General features: G+C 38.5%; 16 protein-coding genes. 8 read left to right on the top strand and 8 right to left on the bottom strand.

The annotated features are described in order from the left end of the window. Positions 1-217 precede the first annotated feature (217 nt). The 3 genes from CD31_RS10925 to CD31_RS10915 all read left to right on the top strand — a co-directional run bounded on the left by CD31_RS10925 (position 218) and on the right by CD31_RS10915 (position 3,031). Complete coding sequence (locus tag CD31_RS10925) at positions 218-1,525, top strand: ATP-binding protein (protein ID WP_036077605.1); 1,308 nt, start codon at positions 218-220, stop codon at positions 1,523-1,525. A 98-nt stretch (positions 1,526-1,623) separates the two neighbouring features. Continuing rightward, on the top strand, positions 1,624-2,172 hold the full coding sequence (locus CD31_RS10920; RefSeq protein ID WP_016994322.1) for a histidine phosphatase family protein: 549 nt from the start codon (positions 1,624-1,626) through the stop codon (positions 2,170-2,172). 13 nt (positions 2,173-2,185) lie between these two features. After that, positions 2,186-3,031 carry a GNAT family N-acetyltransferase gene (locus CD31_RS10915; protein ID WP_036077603.1) on the top strand — a complete coding sequence of 282 codons (846 nt, stop codon included), beginning with the start codon at positions 2,186-2,188 and terminating at the stop codon, positions 3,029-3,031. 169 nt (positions 3,032-3,200) lie between these two features. On the opposite strand, the gene CD31_RS10910 is transcribed toward CD31_RS10915, so the two are convergent. Beyond that, entirely contained in the window at positions 3,201-6,299 is a 3,099-nt protein-coding gene (locus tag CD31_RS10910; protein WP_036077601.1) for a copper amine oxidase N-terminal domain-containing protein, read from the bottom strand. 373 nt (positions 6,300-6,672) lie between these two features. Between CD31_RS10910 and CD31_RS10905 the strand changes: the two genes are divergently transcribed. Then, positions 6,673-6,897: a transcriptional regulator SplA domain-containing protein gene (locus tag CD31_RS10905; RefSeq protein ID WP_004232790.1), complete on the top strand. Its 225-nt coding sequence runs from the start codon at positions 6,673-6,675 to the stop codon at positions 6,895-6,897. Positions 6,898-6,909: 12 nt separating this feature from the next. Then, positions 6,910-7,938 (top strand): spore photoproduct lyase, encoded by a 1,029-nt coding sequence (splB, locus tag CD31_RS10900; protein ID WP_036077599.1) that lies wholly within the window; start codon positions 6,910-6,912, stop codon positions 7,936-7,938. A gap of 140 nt (positions 7,939-8,078) precedes the next feature. Here splB and CD31_RS10895 read toward each other — a convergent pair whose 3' ends face one another. Continuing rightward, entirely contained in the window at positions 8,079-8,411 is a 333-nt protein-coding gene (locus tag CD31_RS10895) for an NUDIX hydrolase (protein WP_338009839.1), read from the bottom strand. Positions 8,412-8,534: 123 nt separating this feature from the next. Between CD31_RS10895 and CD31_RS10890 the strand changes: the two genes are divergently transcribed. Both CD31_RS10890 and CD31_RS10885 read left to right on the top strand, forming a co-directional pair. Beyond that, positions 8,535-9,470, top strand: coding sequence for an arginine deiminase family protein (locus tag CD31_RS10890; RefSeq protein ID WP_036077597.1), 936 nt, complete (start codon positions 8,535-8,537; stop codon positions 9,468-9,470). A 16-nt stretch (positions 9,471-9,486) separates the two neighbouring features. Next, a complete protein-coding gene (locus tag CD31_RS10885) occupies positions 9,487-10,803 on the top strand; it encodes an amino acid permease (RefSeq protein ID WP_036077594.1) in 1,317 nt (438 codons plus the stop codon). Here the strand turns inward: CD31_RS10885 and CD31_RS10880 are convergent. Continuing rightward, on the bottom strand, positions 10,747-11,553 hold the full coding sequence (locus tag CD31_RS10880) for a YqcI/YcgG family protein (RefSeq protein ID WP_036077593.1): 807 nt from the start codon (positions 11,551-11,553) through the stop codon (positions 10,747-10,749). The genes CD31_RS10885 and CD31_RS10880 overlap by 57 nt on opposite strands. 339 nt (positions 11,554-11,892) lie before the next feature. Next, on the bottom strand, positions 11,893-12,330 hold the full coding sequence (locus tag CD31_RS10875) for a MarR family winged helix-turn-helix transcriptional regulator (RefSeq protein WP_036077591.1): 438 nt from the start codon (positions 12,328-12,330) through the stop codon (positions 11,893-11,895). Between the two features lie 121 nt (positions 12,331-12,451). Between CD31_RS10875 and CD31_RS10870 the strand changes: the two genes are divergently transcribed. After that, positions 12,452-13,039: an NAD(P)H-dependent oxidoreductase gene (locus tag CD31_RS10870; protein WP_036077589.1), complete on the top strand. Its 588-nt coding sequence runs from the start codon at positions 12,452-12,454 to the stop codon at positions 13,037-13,039. Between the two features lie 24 nt (positions 13,040-13,063). Here CD31_RS10870 and CD31_RS10865 read toward each other — a convergent pair whose 3' ends face one another. The 4 genes from CD31_RS10865 to CD31_RS10850 form a co-directional block, all read right to left on the bottom strand. After that, a complete protein-coding gene (locus CD31_RS10865; RefSeq protein WP_176408508.1) occupies positions 13,064-14,137 on the bottom strand; it encodes a sensor histidine kinase in 1,074 nt (357 codons plus the stop codon). Beyond that, positions 14,134-14,811 (bottom strand): response regulator transcription factor, encoded by a 678-nt coding sequence (locus CD31_RS10860; protein ID WP_036077587.1) that lies wholly within the window; start codon positions 14,809-14,811, stop codon positions 14,134-14,136. The genes CD31_RS10865 and CD31_RS10860 overlap by 4 nt, the downstream gene beginning before the upstream one ends. 14 nt (positions 14,812-14,825) lie before the next feature. Further along, positions 14,826-16,583, bottom strand: a complete 1,758-nt coding sequence (locus CD31_RS10855) for an ABC transporter ATP-binding protein (protein WP_036077585.1) — start codon at positions 16,581-16,583, stop codon at positions 14,826-14,828. A gap of 132 nt (positions 16,584-16,715) precedes the next feature. Beyond that, a complete protein-coding gene (locus tag CD31_RS10850) occupies positions 16,716-18,434 on the bottom strand; it encodes a PucR family transcriptional regulator (RefSeq protein ID WP_036077584.1) in 1,719 nt (572 codons plus the stop codon). Positions 18,435-18,579: the final 145 nt, after the last annotated feature.

Here is an 18,579-nt window from a genome sequence, read left to right as displayed (position 1 = left end):
AACGTTATTCCTTACCTTTTTAGTTTACTTTCTTGTCAAGGATTATTAAACTATTGGTTACGGTGTGTAATTTTGGGTATGAATAAAATAAAAATTGATTTTGTGTTTTAATTTATGTAGGATATACAAGCAATGTTTGCTTTACAAACAAAAAATAGAGTTAATTATAATATAATAGTATTCTAGAATATTTACAGATGAGGAAGTACCGTGTTTTATGAAAAATAGAAAAATAAAACTAATATTAATTCTATCAACGATTTTATTATGTTTGTTTACAAGTTTAAACATCTTTACATCCTATGTAAAAATAAAAAAGACCGTTGAAGAGTCGATTGCCAATCAAAGTTTAGAGGCAGCCCGTTCTATTGCTGCATCCATCGATACCGATGCCTATCAGCAATTTTTAAATAATCCACAGGAAAATGATTATTATTGGAAAGTAAGAAATTATTTAAACGACGCAAGGATAAAACTAGGTGCACTATTCGTATACACCTTAAAGGTGGACAATCCTGAAGTATCAATAGCCATGATTACAGGGATGCCAAAAGAAATGAAAGAGGGCTTCGGTATAGGAGTGGTTTGTACTGTTCCTGCAAAGCATGTTGAAAAAGCCTATAATGGTGAAACCTATGTTACAGAGGTAATTCATGATTCTGAACATGGGTCTTATTTATCTGTTGGTGCACCCATCAAAGATGATAATGGAACAATTATCGGGTATTTAGGCATTGACATTAGTGCAGATACACTAAATGGTATCAAGGGTAAAGTCATCGAAGACAACCTATTTAATTTTATTTTTAATGGTGTACTTATTTTAATAGTCATCGGTTCTTTTTTCTTTTTACAAAGATGGTATCAAAAAGAGGTGGCGAAGGAAGTTGGCGCTACAGAGGACACGTATTTAGCAGAAATCAAAACATTGATTACTTCGGTGTCGTCACTACGTCATGATTTTACAAATCATATTCAAGTGTTACATGGTTTATTGCAATTAGAAAAAACAGATCAGGCGAAACAATATTTATCCTCACTTTCGAAAGAGGTTCAAGCCATTAAATCATTAAAATTAAATATTGATCATCCAGGTTTGTCCATCTTATTGCAAACGAAGAAATTAACGGCTCAAAATCTTCATATTGATATGGATTTTACGCTTTCTCAAAATGACTTTAATAGGATTAAAACGACAGATTTAATCAAGATTCTATCCAATTTAATTGATAATGCGATTGATGCAGCTGTTGAATTACCTGAGGAACAACGTAAAATTAAAATTTGCTGTACAGCAGATGAGGCACAGTATGAATTTAAAATTACCAATACAGGGCCAAATATTACGTATCCTGATCAAATATTTAATCAAGGATTTTCAACGAAAAAACATGAGAATGGAAGAATAAGAGGACAAGGCTTATTTATTGTGAAAGAAATTGTCACGAAATATAATGGTCATATTTCAATTGATTCATCAAAACATTTAGAAACGACTGCTATTGTCAGAATTCCAATAAAATAACAGAAAAAAGCTCCCTACCAAAAATTGTGGGGAGCTTTTTTCTATGTATAACACATACATTACAAAGTAGAAGTGATATGATGAAGGAGATGAAGAAAATGGAAAATGGTCTCCTGGCGCTATTAAGAAAGGGTGGGCTAACGTTATATGCAAGACATGGGACAGCGACTGTTGGTGTAGATCAAGCATATGGCACATTGCAATGTTGTCAAAATCAACGGAATTTATCCGATCAAGGCCGGAGGGAGGCAATTTATTATGGTCAAATGCTGCGTTATTGGCAAATTCCCATCCTTTCCACCATTAGAACCAGCCCTTTTTGTCGGACGATTGAAACTGCCCGATTGGCATTTCCAAACAGCAATATCCAAATTGACCCCTTCTTGTTTGAAATCTTTATGCTAGGTGGCAACCTCCCTCCAGTAGTGCAAAGCAGTATATTAACGATTTCTACATCAATGCTGGAAATCATCCCACCCGAGGGCATAAACAACATAATTATTGGTCATAGCTTTCCAAGAGATGTGGGGCTGGGTATCATTTCGAATATGGGGACAGTTGTCATAAAGCCTAAAGGTCAAGGACAAGGTTATGAGATTGTGAGAAAACTAACCTTAGAAAATTTAGCAGCATTAGATTCCATTTGAAGAGAGGGAGCATATGAAGATTAAAACAGTAGCACAATGCACATTGGATGAAGTATTGAAAGCATGGAATAAAGGCTTTGAAGGCTATTTTATTGAAATCAATATGACAGCAGAAATGTTTTTACAGCGACTAGTGGGGGAGGGGTTATCTCCTGAGCATTCGATCGTCGTTTTTGATCAAGAGGAACCGATTGCCATTGTGATGAATGGCTTTCGTACCATCGATGGCAAAAAGACAGCTTGGAATGGGGGGACTGGTATTTCCCCAGCGTATCGTGGTAAGGGCGTCTCGCGCCTTTTAATGGAGGAAACCCTAGCTATTTATCAGCGAGAAAATGTAGAATTGGGTACGCTAGAAGCCATTAAGGAAAATCAGGTAGCCATTGCTTTGTATGAAAAATATGGTTATGTGATTGCCAATCAATTACTATTTTTAAGCGGCGAGTATGAAGCAAAGGTGACACCTACAGCAGCCCTTCGTATGGCGACCATTCGCCCAGAGCAGCTAGCACATCTATCTTTCTATCGGGAAAATGTTCCCTGGCAGTGTAGCTGGCAGAGCGTGAAGCAGGGAGAAGCAAGGGTGTTTTATAAAGATAACAATGAACCACTTGGCTATATGCTATACAAAACCTTGTGGAATGAATGTGGTGAGGTGGAGCGTATTCTACTTTATCAAATGGCAGTACTAGAGGAAAGTAATGTAGAGTTAATAACACAGTTTTTAGCAAGTATTACAACAGATAAAGTCCATTTGATGACAGTGAATTTCTTAGCGAGCAATCCAGCAACGAGCTATTTGTTAAAGCATGGATTAAAGGTAACAACAGAGCAGGTACAGATGACAAAGCAACTATAAGCCAGGCTGTCGTTCAAGTATACGAAGTGAAGTGGAAATAGAGCGATGAAGTATATAATGCAATAGGATCATGTTTTAAACAGAGAAAAGTAATCTATTATTACAAAACAAGCAGGTACTCCTTATGGTGATGTATACACCATAGGAGTACCTGCTAAAAATAATGGACCTATTGATTAATTTGAGGGCCTTGGGACGCCTCATTCTGGTTATTATCAGGATATTTCTGGAGTTGCACCGAATTAATTGATGTGTTCGATAGCGAATAAGTTCCTTTCGCCAAAATCAGAACCTTAGCAACATATTCTGTAGATGAATCAAGTTGATTACCAAATGCATCTACTGGTGTGCTTAGCGCTTGGCTAACGTTGGAGAGAGGATTCGGATGAATTCTGGTGCTATTTGGATTGCTAATAGCATCCTCCAATTTGAAACTTTCTGCTTTATCCTTCGGCAACATAAACACTCTATACTCCGTTACGCTTTGACCATTTTTGACATCGAAGCTAATGTTTATATCGTTATATTTATATCCCTTATTCAAGAGACTAAGTGTCACTTTCTCCACTGATCCAGCGGCTGAAAGGTCTTCCAAAACAATGTAAGGAGATGGGTAGGATAAGCTATACATTTCCTTAGAATTTCCACCACCTACAGACAATATATATACGCGATATTCTTCGCCATTCGTTATAAGTCTTCCTTCTGTATCTCTACTAGTAGCCCCCAATTTCATACTATACTGGCCTTTACCCCAACCTGTATAATTAGTTGCTCTAATAGCTGTGTTCAGATCAAAGTCATTTGCCTTTGATGCGGGTACAACTAGAATACGGTAACTATCTATATTTGATTCATCAGAAGGTTTTGTAAACGATATTTGTAGATCTCGACCATCTCCATAATCACCAACATCGCTTACATTAATATTGCTTACTGCCTGAACAGCTTTGCTTTTACTAATTGTAATCACAGATGAAGGAGAGGATAGAGCAGAGGCGTTTGAAGAGTTACCATTTGCAACAGTCAGTACATAGACGCGATAGCTAGTTCCTTCTGTAATAAAATTACCTCGTACATCCCTAATCCCATCTAACGTTCTATTCGCTACTAAATTTCCACCTTTGCCTTCTGTGATATAGTAAGAGCTGCTATTGGCTTGTGAAAGATTAAAGCTACTGTAATATGCAGTTGGAACCATTAGAATCCGATAATGATTAACATTCGATTCATCTGTAGGCTTCGTGAACGTTACTTGCACATCACGGCCATCCCCTTTATCATCTATATCTGCAACATTCAGATTAGTTACAGCTTGCACTGTGAAGTTTTTAGTTAGTGTAATCGTAGATGTTGCGGCAGTTAGCGCATTGTTTCCTAAGGTATTTCCATTGGCAACCGTCAATACATAGATACGGTAGTTCGTACCTTCTTTAATAGTATTTCCGCGCACATCCCGAGTATTTTCAGATAATACTTGCTCATATGTGGATTTCCCAGATTTGTTAACAGTCGTGTAATTGCTGCTGGATACGCTATTAGCATCCGTCAGACTAAAATTATTGTAATTTGCTGTTGGTACCACCATAATCCGATAGTGATTAATAGGTGCCTCATCAGCAGCTTTATTAAATGACACAAAGAGGTCACGACCGTTACCATTATCACTCACATCGCTGGCAATGATATTCGACACTGCACCCACATTGTTGCTTAGCAGCGAAATCATATTGGAGGCTGGAGAAAGTACATTATTTGCAGAGTTATTAGTTACTGCCATAATAAATACACGGTAGCTAACGCCATTTTGAATGGCATAACCGTCAGTATCTTTTGCTCCTGCAGAGAGCACCTGCGTAATATTGTTGCCTGTTTTGTTCACTTGTGTGTAATAAGTGTTAGGTAAACTGTTGGCTTTTGTCAATGTAAAGTTCGTATAGTTGTTAGCTCTTACAACAAAAATTCGGTAAGAGAGAACATTCGATTCATCAGACATTTTGTTGAAGCTAACTCTCAAATCGCGTCCATCGCCAAAATCATTAACATCATCTACTTGTGTAATAATCGGAGTAGATACAGTAAGCGTTACTGATAATGAAGCAGGTGAGAGTTTATTCATACTAGAATTTGTATTACTTACAGACATAACGAACGCTGTGTAGGATTCGTTATTCTTTATAAAGTCACCTGAAGTATCTCGTGTTGAGGAGGACAGAGTTGCTATCAACGTACTGCCGTTGCTTCCCGATTTGTCCACTGTTGTATAATAATTGCTGGATAAATTATTCGCAGTGGTAAGACTAAAATTGTTAGCATCCTTGGTCTTTACTATAAACACACGGTAATTGGATGTATTGCTATCATTCTGTGGACGAGTAAAGCTAACTGAAACATCACGTCCATCGCCAAAATCGTTAATATCGCTAATCTTCACATTTGTTACTGCGGTAACAGTAGACATGTTTGTTAGAGTAATCTTCGGAGAAGAAGTTGATAATACGCTAGAATAAGAACCTTTACCAATCGCAAGTATATAAACCACATAAGACTGATCATTTTTTATGTAGTCTCCGTCCACATCTCGCGAGCTTTGCGATAAAGTTACGACACGATTCGAATTTGAAGTCGATACCACCGAATAATTAGATGAGGAGACTTTAAGAGCTGATGACACATTGAAACTTTTAGAAGCCTTCACAACCATAACCCGATAATGATCTACATATGATTCTGTAGACGATTTAGAGAAGCTAACCTCAAGATCACGCCCATCTCCCTGATCATCCACATCTCGAACCGACACATTGCTCACTGGCGCAATACTATTATTACTTGGTGTGTCAGTTTTAATAGATACTTGCTGTTTTTCCGAGTTCCAATCAACATCCTGACCAAGTGCTTCACTGACGAAGCGTACTGGCACCATTGTTCTACCTTTTAATACCTGTGCTGGTACATCAAGCGTTACTGTCTGGTTATTAATAGTAGCTGTCTTCGATTTAATCTTGAGAACTACCGTTGTATCCCCTTTTATCCCTGTGACTGTTTGAGTCTTTGGGTTCCAGTTTACGCTTGCATTTAATGCTTCAAAGATCGCTCTAAGTGGTAGCATAACACGTCCTTGAATCATCGCAGGCGGCTGATCGGTTTTTAATTGCACTCCATCCACATTAATTGTGATGGCTTTTGCCGCTTGTGCGGTTGCCGGCTGCAATACTAACGGTACAATAAGCATCACAGCAAAAAGTAAAGTCCATATTTTTTTCATAAATTCCACCCTTCTTCATGCCATTTGATTGACTTAGCAAGACATCTAATTAAACGTATGAGCAATCTAAAAGTTTCACCCTTTTACCTTTTGAAGAAAATTTAACCAACATGCAGTTTTGATACTTATTCTGGCTTACTTTCCTTACAAGTAGACTGAAAAGAGTAAGGGAATTTTGAGTGGATAACGTTACACTATTCGACGTAGGAGAGTTGAATAAAGCAGGTTCAATTGAAGTGTTACAATTTACAGGAAGTGCAATTTTCTTAAAAATAACCGCACGAATGTATGTATATTACCAACTAAATTTTTTATGACATATTTTTTGTACACTTTCACCAAACTAATGGAAAGGCAGAGGAAGGTGAAAAAAATGCAACAACCATTTGATGTGGGAGATATTGTTTATATTTTTTACCGCAATCCACATATTCAAGATGTAACGAATATACAGGAAGCGGCAGTAGTATATCATCCAGAAAAACCAGAGGAGCTAGCGCTATTTTTATTTGAAACATATTATCCAATCACGAATGATATGGTAATTTTTGCAAGTGAGATGGCGGCTGAACAGGCCTATCATCAGTATTTTCATTAAGGGAGGACTCGCATGATGAAGCCGTTTACCCCTCAGCTTGTTTATTTTGAGCCAGATGCTCTCCACTATCCACTAGGTCAGGAGCTAAAAGAGAAATTTGAGCAGATGGGGATTGAAATTCGCTATACAACTTCGCACAATCAAGTGAGAAATCTACCTGGTGACAATGATTTTCAAAAGTATCGGGTAGCAAAATCGACCTTAGTAGTGGGCATTCGAAAAACATTAAAATTTGATACATCTAAGCCTTCAGCGGAATATGCCATCCCATTTGCGACTGGCTGTATGGGGCATTGTCATTATTGCTATTTACAAACAACGATGGGCAGCAAACCTTATATTCGGACCTATGTTAATGTCGATGAGATTCTAGAACAGGCCGATCATTATATGGCTGAACGAGCACCTGACATCACACGCTTTGAGGCTTCCTGTACCTCTGATATTGTAGGAATTGATCATCTTACACACACCTTAAAGCGAGCCATTGAGCATTTTGGACAAAGTGAGCTAGGTCAGTTACGATTTGTAACGAAGTTCCATCATGTGGATCATCTATTGGATGCCAAGCATAATGGTCGGACAAGGTTTCGTTTTAGTGTCAATGCTGATTATGTCATTAAACACTTTGAACCAGGTACATCACCATTGGAAAAGCGCATTGAGGCAGCGGGGAAAGTGGCAAGAGCTGGATACCCACTCGGATTTATTGTTGCGCCAATCTATCTTCATGATGGCTGGCAGGAGGGCTATTATCATATGTTTGAGCGATTGGATGCTGAATTGCCAAAGGATGTGCGCAATGACATCACCTTTGAATTTATTCAACATCGCTTTACAAAGCCTGCCAAACGAGTGATTGAAAAAAATTATCCAATGACAAAGCTAGAGCTTGACGAGACGGTAAGACGATATAAATGGGGCAAATATGGCATTGGTAAATATATCTATCAAAAAGAGGAAGAGGAAGATATAAAGGAGCATCTGTACGGTTATATGCAGAAATTTTTCCCTCAAGCAAAATTAGAATATTTTACATGACAATTAGAGAGAGAACGGCTTGTTTTCTCTCTAAATTAATTGTGTGATATATGGTTCAATATATCGACGATCTTTTAAATCGTTTGGTAAATGGTAAAGAGAGAAATATTGCATTGTCTCTGATTCATTGTAATCAATCACTAAATTACCAAGCACATTTCTTGTATAGAAGACTGCTGTAACGCGTATAATTCGTCCCCATTCGAAACTTTAAGGTAACAATCCGGACCAGAAAAAACACCTAGTAACTGTAAATCTGTGATGGCTAGTCCTGTCTCTTCTTGTACCTCTCTTTTGGCAGTATCCTCTAAGCTCTCGCCTAATTCCATTAAGCCTCCAGGGAGCCCCCAACCGCCATCATATCTTTTTTGTAGTAATATTTCGTTTTCAGTATTAAGAATGAGAACCACCGAACCAGGTAAAATAATTGGTTGGTGTCCTACATACTGTCTTAAAAATTTATAGTATTCCATAATGACACCCCTTTCTCTAAATAATTATAATTGGTAAATTCTTCTTAATTATGATCCTTGTATAATCCGAAAGTCAATGGTAACGCTAACAGAGATCGTCGTGAAGAAGGAGAGAATACTTGAATGGATTCATTTCAACTAAATTGTTGGTCAGAACATGGGGAACTGAAAGCGGTAATGCTTTGTGCACCCTCCATCGTAGATGTAACAGATCTAAAAATAGCGGAGCAGGTTGGTTGGAGTGCTACGGTCAACCATCAGAAGGCAATGGAGAATTTCATGGCATTAAAGACAACATTAGAAAACGCTGGGGTACATGTACTAGATTATGCAAGGGAACTAGCTCACGATCAGCAGTTATTAAGTGAGCAGTTGCTGAATCGTTATTTTGTGCGTGACCTCGCCTGTGTCATTGGTAATCGACTATTGCTTGGAAAGGCAGGAAGTTCGCTTAGAAGACCAGAGTATCCTCTTGCACATTCATTTTTAGAGAAATGGTTTCCACAACAATGGCTAGCAAAATCACAACCGCTTCATTCATTCGAGTGTGGCGATTTGTTAATTTTAAATAAAGATGCCGTGCTCATTAACCTTGGGATGAGAACAACGATAGAAGCTATCGAAAGCTTGAAGGAAAGCATTTTTCAAGAGGGATTTTCTGAAATCGCCATAATTGATTTACCGAAAAGCAATGATACGCTGCATTTAGATATGAATTGTAATGTTGTGAACCCGAATCTGGTAGTTGCTAAAAGCTTTGTACGCCATTTTCCTGTACAGGTGTTAACAGCTCAAAGCAGTCGTTTTGACATGGTAGAGCCATTTTTAAAGCGTCATGGTTTGGATGTTTACTGGCTTGACTCGTATAAGACCATTCTTGACATCAACTTTATTAACCTGAATCCAGAAACAATATTAATAAGCAAGCAGGCAACACCACAACAATTATTGACGCATCCTCTGCTGAAGAATAAAAATTTGCTTGAGGTTGACGTTACTGAGCTTGAAAAAGGCGGTGGTGGCATTCGATGTATGACATTACCTTTGGTAAGAACGTAACGAGGGGTTGATAAAAATGACTTCAAAAGCAGCTAAGGGAAGTATGGCCTGGTGGCAGCTTTCGCTTCTCGGTATCGGTTGTACTTTGGGAACTGGTTTTTTTCTTGGGACAAGTATGGCCATTCATAAAAGTGGGCCTGCGGTATTAATTCCTTTTTTGCTAGCAGCCATTTGTACGTATATCGTGTATGATGCACTTGTTAAAATGTCTGTGGAAAACCCAGATAAAGGCTCTTTTCGTACCTATGCCAAGCAAGCCTTTGGACGCTGGGCAGGCTTTAGCAATGGCTGGGTGTACTTGATTTCTGAGCTATTAATCATGGGAAGCCAGCTGATGGCGCTCGGCATTTTTACGAAATTTTGGTTCCCGGCGTTACCACTCTGGATTGCTGCATCGATTTATGCTGCTATCGGTTTAGTCGTAATTCTCACAGGCATGAAGGGCTTTGAAAATTTCCAAAATATCTTCGGTGCCTTAAAGGCAGCGGCCATCATTATGTTCATTATTGTAGCAGTGGTCATCATCATGAGGGGCACATCATCTGCTACGATGGCTTCACTTCAGGCTAATTATGAAGCATTTTTCTCACAAGGAATAAAAGGTATTTGGCTCGGATTACTTTATGCCTTTTATGCCTATGGAGGAATTGAAGTGATGGGTTTAATGGTCATCGATTTGAAAAATCCAAAAGAGGCGCCAAAAGCAGGGAGAATTATGCTGAGCGTGATTACCATTATTTTCATCATGGCCATTGCCCTTGCATTGGCACTCGTTGCATGGAAAGACTTTTCGATTGATGAAAGTCCTTTTATTACGGCGCTTCAAGGATACCATATACCTTTTGTGGCAGATATCTTTAATGGTGTGCTAATCATTGCTGGTTTTTCAACAATGGTGGCCTCGCTATACGCGGTTATTACCATTCTCACTACACTTGCTGAAGACCATGATGCACCGGCAATACTCGCAAAGAAAGGAAAAATGAAAGTTCCTTTTCCCGCCTTTTTATTTTTAACGAGTGGGCTAGTAATTACGATTGTAATTGGTTTTTTGATGCCAGAAAAAATCTTTGAATATTTGATCACGGCTGCGGGTTTAATGTTGATCTATAATTGGCTCTTTATTTTGGTGACCTACTGGAAACTCATGGAGTTAACGAAGTGGGGGCATGTAAAGAATGGTATAGGGATGTTGCTCATTGCTGTGACGGTGTCTGGCACTTTAGGTGAAAAAACAAGCAGACTCGGTTTTTACGTGAGCCTGCTCTTTATAGTCTTAATCAGTGTGGCGACCTGGATTGTTGTGAAAAGGCAAAGAAACATTACGGAATGAACCGTTTTCCTGAGACATCCTTAAAAAAGGACATTTGGATGGACTATGGTTATCATCACTTAAAAAATACTGCTTCCATTCATAACTATCCTCTTGCCCGTACCATTTTAAATCTGGATGTCCTGGAACTGTGTCATAATCTGCAATTCGCTGACGAATGAGCTTTTTGATTTTTCGTCCAAAGGCCGTTGAGTTGTTTATATCATCGAATATCCAACGTGGCTGAATGGCCATTAATAAGGTGGAAAAATGGCGACTCTTTCGCAATTTATGGGCTGGTGTTGCACAAGAGATAAAATAGGGCTCTCCATGAAAGCAAAACTCCCATTCATGGTGAGTAGGCTCCATTGGTATACTCTTAGGCCATTCCATCTCATCCATATTGGTTAAATTATTTAAGATAGACCAAAATAATTGCTGATAATCTGCCACCTCAAAGCGATCTCGCATATCGTGAGGGGTATGAAAGAACACAGTGAGTGTTGTATACTTCCCGAAAGTTCGTGAGGCTTTTGTATAGTCCTTTAAGCATTGTGCTAACATCCTAATCGATTGCTCCTCGCGTGGATCCCCGACAAAACTATAGCGCAAATGGTTTGATAAAAAGCCCATTCTTGCTGGTATACATGGAAACGTATTCGCTTCATCTGCAATCGTGGCAGCAAAATCAGTATAGGCTGACTGTTGCCATAATGGAAGTGTTTCAAACTGTTCCTCAATCCACTCCCGATCAAACACTACTACTTCCACTTAAGACTCCTCCTTCTACTCACCTTTATACTATTAAAGAAAAGACAAAGTGGTTACGAATCTCGGGTGAGTGACACGGGTATGCTGATAAAGATTTTTTAATAATTCATTTCAAGTTATGACTAACCTTTTTGCATGAAAGACGAATAATTCCAAGAAGAATGAGCAACTTTTGGTTCAGAAGTTTGAAGTAAAAGAGAGCGCTTCAAGCCAAGGAAAGAGCGGCTTTGAATCAGAAGCGAGCACTTCAAACTAAGAAAGAGCAATTTCAGTCAAAAAAGATCTCGTTCCCTGCTTCACGAATAGTAGCGATCACCACACCCCAAAAGCAGCATGGTCTTAGCCATTTTGGCGTAAAACCTTTTCCTCTAAAATGGCTAGAGCATGCTGGATGTCCTTTAGATCATCCTGTGTTGCGTGTTGGATAAGCTGTAGAAAGCGTTCTTCGATACAGGCAAATGCCTCCTCCATCATTTTTTCACCTTCTTTGGACAAACGGACATACTGCTTTCTGCGGTCGGCTGTGTCGCTAAATTTTTGGATTAGCTGCTGTTCCTGCAATTTTCGTAGTTCACGGCTTGTATTGGGTAAGGACATATGCTGACATTCACTGATTTCGGTTGGTGTGACGGGTTGGCTTACTTTAATATATTCAAGAATTTTATATTGTAGCGGTGTGATATTCGCAGCGGTAATATTTTGTGTGAGATCATGTGTCACTTGATGGATTGTAGCTGTAAATGCTACAAACTGATGAAATAAAGCGCTTTTATTCAATGGGATCACCTCTTACTGTCAAGATAACAAATAACTTGTCCTAAAACAATTATCATTTGACAACTAAAATGAAGTGAATTATTATTTTGTTATCAAATGATAAGTAATGAGGAGGCACACGTTGAAAACGTTAATTGTTTATACATATCCCAACCATAAAAGTTTAAATTATGCTTTTTTACAAGAAGTGATAAAGGGGTGTCGAGAAAATCCTGCCATCGAGGAGATTCAGATACTAGATTTATATGAAGAACAGTTCGATCCACGCTTAATTTTCCATGAACATAAACGACGTCGTGATATGTATCGGGATCCGAAAATGGAAAAATACCGCCAACAGCTCTCTTGGGCAGATCAAATTGTATTTGTTTATCCAATCTGGTGGGGGAGACCGCCAGCCATGCTGTTAGGGTATATTGACCAATTATTTGCGGCAAACTTTGCTTATCGAGATACAAAGGGGTTATTTCCAGAGGGTCTTTTAAAAGGGAAGTCTGTAGTCTGTGTATCCACGATGAAGGGACCAACCAATTATCCATTTTTATGGTTGAACAATGCACATAAAATTTTGATGAAGAGAGCGTTGTTTAAGTTTGTTGGGATGAAAAAAGTGAAGTTTTTTGAGTTTGGTAACATGGAAAGCAAAAGAGGGAAGCAACAGCAAAAACTAAATAAAGTATATCGATACTTTAGCAAAGTAGCTTACTAGAAAAAATAACTCGTGCAGACGGTTTTAGTCGTTTGCACGAGTTGGCGTACTGTCGATGGGTACAGTAATCAAAAATTTTGTATATTCAGCTATTTTGCTCTCTACAGCAATGGTTCCTTGATGCATATCAATTATTTTTTTGACAATGGCCAGCCCTAATCCGCTACCGCCATTTCCAGCAGTTCGCGATTGATCGGCCTTATAAAATCTTTCAAAAATATGCTTTTGTTGTTCTTCGGTTAAGCCAATGCCAGTATCTTGAACCATCACGGTTATCGTGTCGAATTGCTTTTTCATAGATAATGTGATGGTTCCATTGGTAGGTGTAAACTTAATACTGTTTGTCAGCAAATTCATCCAGACTTGATTTAGCAAATCCTCATCTGCAGTGATGCTCAGGTTATCAAGATCGAGATCGAAGTCAATTTGTTTGGCTAACCAATTCGGTTCAAGTGCCAGCACCACATTGCGTAATTGTTTATCGAGTCGATAATTTGTAGGCTCAAATGGATGATGCTGCGATTCTAAGGAAGTGAGCTTGAGTAAGTTGTCGCTAATTTTTGATAATCGATTACTTTCTAATTCAATTATGTCTAAATAATGCTGTCGCTTTTCTTCAGGTAGATTAATATTCTTCAGTGCCTTTGCAAAGCCATTAATAGATGTTAAAGGTGATTGAATTTCATGGGAGACGTTGGAAATGAACTCCTGACGCATTCTTTCCAGTTCACCTAACTCAACGGCCATATGATTAATACCATGAATCAATTGCCCAAATTGATCCTCCTCATCTGCCCTCAGATCCAACTGAACATCAAAATCACCTTTTGCCATGCGGCTTAATGCATCTACAATCGTATCCCAATAGTTGCGTTGTCGATTTAGTCCGATTAAAAAGATAATGGCAGCTGAACAGGCAAAAAGTGCAAACACACCAATCACTGTACCTAGCTGTAGCCAAAATCCATGAGGCTCAGTCCCTAACCGTCCATACAGCCATGAAGTCACATGATAGGAAATAAAAGCGAAAACGGTGTTTGCAATCAGAAACAGGCAAAAGACCATCGCTAATCTTAACAAGAATCTTCGTTTTCTCATGTGCTTAGTTCCAAGCGGTAACCAAGACCGCGAATGGTGCGAATGACAAGGCCGCTCGTCTCCTGTGGAAAGCGTTCTCGTATTCTTTTGATATGGACATCAACTGTTCGTTCATCTCCCTCATAGTCGTAGCCCCAGATTTCTTCGATCAACTGTTCACGGGAAAAGGTTTTGCCGACATAGCTTGCAAGTGTAAATAATAGCTCGAACTCCTTCAAACGAAGCAGAATCGTCTCGCCGTTCATTGCCACTTCGTGTGTAAGGCGATTTAGTTTAACATTACCGGCCTCTACAACTTGAGAAAGGGAAATACGATATCTTTTTAAAATAGACTTAACACGTACGATTAGCTCGGCAGGCTCAAATGGCTTCACAAGGTAATCATCTGTCCCTAAATGAAAGCCCTTGATTTTTTGAGAGGTTTCTCCTTTAGCTGTAAGCATAAGGATTGGTAGATCTGTATTGAATGAACGTATTTCCTCACATAATGCCCAGCCATCCATATTGGGCATCATAATGTCCATCACGACCATATCGACTTTTTCAATGTCTAATTTAGACAGTGCATCAACACCATCGATAGCCTCTATCACCTCTAAGCCCTCATTTTGCAGAAACACTTTTACCAATTCTCGAATATGTGCATCATCATTCACGACTAATAGTTTTGTCATCTCAACAAACCCCTTTATTCAACGTCTTTAATGCGTAATTGCTGCATGGCAAACTCACGATACATAGCATGTGTTTCAAAGAGAGTTTCGTGTGTACCACAGCCTGTAATATGCCCTTTCTCAATAAACAAAATTTGATCGGCATCTACCACTGTCGATAAACGGTGCGCAATGACTAGTGTTGTGCGCCCTTGCATTAAGTTGTCTAATGCCTTTTGTACATAAATTTCTGATTTACTATCTAAGCTTGATGTTGCTTCATCCAGCATTAATATTTGCGGATTACGTAAGAGCGCTCTTGCGATAGAGATACGCTGACGTTGTCCTCCTGACAGCTTGATGCCTCGTTCTCCAACTTCGGTGTCAAACTTGTCTGGAAGCTCGTTAATAAATTGATCTGCATAGGCCATTTTTGCCACTTTTTCTAGCTCATCATCTTGTACTTCACGGTCAATACCATAGCAAATATTTTCTCGAATTGTTCCTGATAGCAGGGCACTTTCCTGCGCCACATAGCCGATTTGACTGCGCCAAGAGTGGAGTGAGAATGTTTCGATTGGTGTATCGCCTAGTGTGATACTGCCGTTCGTTGGCCGATAATATCGTTCTAGCAGTGAAAATGTGGTTGTTTTACCGCCGCCGCTTGGCCCTACGATGGCTGTTACTTTGCCTGGCTCAATTGTGAAGTTAATATCGGATAAAATGGGTTCCTCACCATAAGAAAAATCAACATTTTTAACATAAATGGGTTGATCTACTTTTTCTACTGTTAAGCCTTCTTCAATATGTTCTTCCTCGTATTCAAGCAATGCACTAATTCGTTCTGTAGCACCCATGGCTTTTTGTAGCTGGGTAAAGAACATCGTTAATTGCGTCATTGGCATAATGATTTGGATTAAATATAAAATAAATGCCACCATGTCGCCAGCCGTCAGCTCTCCAGAGGAAACACGGACACCACCATAGCCAATAATAGCTACTAGTACAGACATCAGAACGAATGAAATCAGCGGGGAAATAAGGGCATGGATTTTTGCTTCTTTTAAGCCAAATGAAAAGAGATTAGTAATGCCCTTTTTTCCACGCTCATATTCAATTTGCTCAGCATTTGAAGCCTTGACTAGGCGGGTTTCAGGTAATACTTGATTTAATACAGACGTAAATTTCGCTGTTTCATCTTGCATCCCTTTTGAAATCACAAACATACGTCGCCCTAACAACATTAAGATCACCATTGCCAGTGGTACCGCAATCAGCATGACCAATGTCATTTTCCAATCTAAAAATAGAAGAATGATGATAGAACCTATAATGGAGATAACGCCAGATAAACAGTTTGCTAAATGCTCTGTTATAAGCTCTTTCACAACCGCTGTGTCATTCGTAACACGGCTCAATGTTTCACCTGTATCATGTTCATCATAATAGGGTATTGGTAAATGCAACAGCTTTCGCCATAGCTGGTCACGTAATTTTGCCACAACATGATGTCCAACTCGATTTAAATAATAAATGGATAATCCACTGGCAATAGCCTGTGCGATAAAGGCAATACCCAATACAATAATTTGCCAATAATTAAGCGATTCTAACGAAAAGCCATCCACTAATTGTTTTGTAAATAATGGAACAATAAACCCTACACCTGTCGTTGCTAAACTCATCACTAAAGCGATGACAAGTAGCCATATCGGTGGTTCGGCACGTTTTACTAACTGTATAAAACGGCGCCAATCTTTTTGTTTAGACATATCATTTGATGTTTCTTGCAAAGAAATAAGCCTCCTTCATTGTCTAAAAACAATGTATTTCGTTTCTATGGCTTTACTATAGCATGCGTTTATGAACTGAATATGAAATGAATGGTCATCAAAAAAAGGTGATGCGATCACCACCTTTTGATACTAGTCTGCAAATTCATCGTGGTATAAAGACTTACCAAGCAAGCGATAGATTCTTAAGGCTAGCTGGATTTGTAACAGCTCCTCATAGCTTTTTAAATCGGTTTTTAAAATTTCTTTAATCTTTTCAATCCGATAAATTAACGTATTGCGATGGATAAACATTTCCTTGGCTGTTTCACTTATATTCATATGATTGATAAAGTAATTTTCTAATGTAAGTAGATAGCTTGTCCCATGTAATAGATCGTGCTCAAAGACAGCGCCCAAGCTTTCTAAGAAAAAGTCCTTTAGCGGCACTTCATTAATATTCGAATCTAAAAAATGATAAATGGAGTGATCCGCATAATGAGCCACTGCTCCACGTTCTTCGAAGCGACGCATAAGACGGAGTGCTTCATGTGCCTCTGCAAAGCTTTTATGAACAAAACGAATATGTTTATATTCTTTGCCAATTCCGATTAAGAAGGAGGTTTGCGTATGTTGCTGTACTAATAATTGGAGAATGTTTTCTGCGTATTGCTTAGTTTCATTAATCGTGAAATCTTGTTTGCCGTCTTGCTGCCCAACTAATACGATGATTTGGTTGTTGCGATAAAGGCAAGTAATCTCCCCATTGATCGTGCTAGAGTGCTCATAAATTAAGTTCATACATTTTTTTGCAATATTATCGGTTTCGTATTTTCTAGAAATTAAATCATGCTGGTTTTGAAGGTTTTCATTGCTAAAAGAGATGACGACGCAATAATATTTATGGTTGATCTTTAGGCCGTGGAGATCACATAGTGTTTGTAGCGTTTCAAGCGAAGTGATTTTTCCAGTCAATAAATCATCAAAAAACTCTTGTTTAATTTTTAGACGTACACCCTCAATTTCCTTCTGTTTAATCCTTTCTAGTGCCACGATCGTGGAGGCTTGCTCTAAAACGATGAAATCAAACTCATTCAGATCCCGTACAGTTTGCCAAATGACAATATAGCCATAAATATAGTTGGCCACTGCAACAGGGAGAATTCTACATGTTACTGCTAGATCTTCTAATTGATAGATTCGTGTAATGGATTTTTGCATTTCGTTGAGATCGTTTGGAATGGTATCAATAAAATCCTTTGAAAATGTTGGACGATTCTTCTTTAGGTTGATCCCATAGGCAAGTGGCACAGGATTCGTATCAAGATCTGTATAATGCAGTAAATTCCAGTCATTATCTAAAAAGATTATCGGGTTATTAATTGTTTCGGCTAATTTTGAGGAAATGGATTCAATGCCTCCTCCTTCAAGCGCCACCTTAAATAGCGTATTGTGCATATCCAATGATTTTCTATTTAATAGATCATAACGTCCAGATGCCTTTTCATTGATGATCGAGATCACCTTAGACAAGGTGTAATTATAAGGCAACTCCAATAACGGCAATCCATGCTGATTGGCAATATCGATCATGTTTTGAGGCGTCTTTTGTAAATAGCGCCTCATTTTGATAACAAGGCCTGCACAATTAATTTTAGAGATTTCTTGGATAATTTTATTTTGTAATGCTTCATCATCTTGGAAGATGTAACCAGTCGTTAACAGTAATTCATTCGGTGTCAGCCAATCAAATGCATCAGGATTTTCAATAATGTTTACAAGGGCAATTTCATTGTGAATTCCTTGCTCTCCAGCAACAATTTTAATACCTTCAAGTGCTTTTATCTCTAATATATCTTTAATTGTTAGCAAATGATTTCACTCCTTTGCCATCATCTTATCACAAAACATTGTACATATTGCCTAAATCATCTCCATTCTTTTTGGTATTGCTAAACAATGATATACACGGCATAAGAGAATAAAATAAAACATGTAAGACGGAAATGTGAAAGTA

Source organism: Lysinibacillus boronitolerans JCM 21713 = 10a = NBRC 103108 (assembly GCF_000772935.1).
Classification (GTDB): Bacteria; Bacillota; Bacilli; order Bacillales_A; family Planococcaceae; genus Lysinibacillus; species Lysinibacillus boronitolerans.
The sequence above is the reverse complement of the archived record's forward strand: the minus strand, read 5'-3'. Positions and strand labels throughout refer to the sequence as shown.

Excerpts from the sequence above, each read along its gene's own strand:
- CD31_RS10915 (WP_036077603.1), top strand. The coding sequence starts at position 2,186 with ATGAAGATTAAAACAGTAGCACAATGCACATTGGATGAAGTATTGAAA.
- CD31_RS10865 (WP_176408508.1), bottom strand. The coding sequence starts at position 14,137 with ATGAGAAAACGAAGATTCTTGTTAAGATTAGCGATGGTCTTTTGCCTG.
- splB (WP_036077599.1), top strand. The coding sequence starts at position 6,910 with ATGATGAAGCCGTTTACCCCTCAGCTTGTTTATTTTGAGCCAGATGCT.
- CD31_RS10920 (WP_016994322.1), top strand. The coding sequence starts at position 1,624 with ATGGAAAATGGTCTCCTGGCGCTATTAAGAAAGGGTGGGCTAACGTTA.
- CD31_RS10885 (WP_036077594.1), top strand. The coding sequence starts at position 9,487 with ATGACTTCAAAAGCAGCTAAGGGAAGTATGGCCTGGTGGCAGCTTTCG.
- CD31_RS10895 (WP_338009839.1), bottom strand. The coding sequence starts at position 8,411 with ATGGAATACTATAAATTTTTAAGACAGTATGTAGGACACCAACCAATT.
- CD31_RS10860 (WP_036077587.1), bottom strand. The coding sequence starts at position 14,811 with ATGACAAAACTATTAGTCGTGAATGATGATGCACATATTCGAGAATTG.
- CD31_RS10910 (WP_036077601.1), bottom strand. The coding sequence starts at position 6,299 with ATGAAAAAAATATGGACTTTACTTTTTGCTGTGATGCTTATTGTACCG.
- CD31_RS10905 (WP_004232790.1), top strand. The coding sequence starts at position 6,673 with ATGCAACAACCATTTGATGTGGGAGATATTGTTTATATTTTTTACCGC.
- CD31_RS10890 (WP_036077597.1), top strand. The coding sequence starts at position 8,535 with ATGGATTCATTTCAACTAAATTGTTGGTCAGAACATGGGGAACTGAAA.
- CD31_RS10925 (WP_036077605.1), top strand. The coding sequence starts at position 218 with ATGAAAAATAGAAAAATAAAACTAATATTAATTCTATCAACGATTTTA.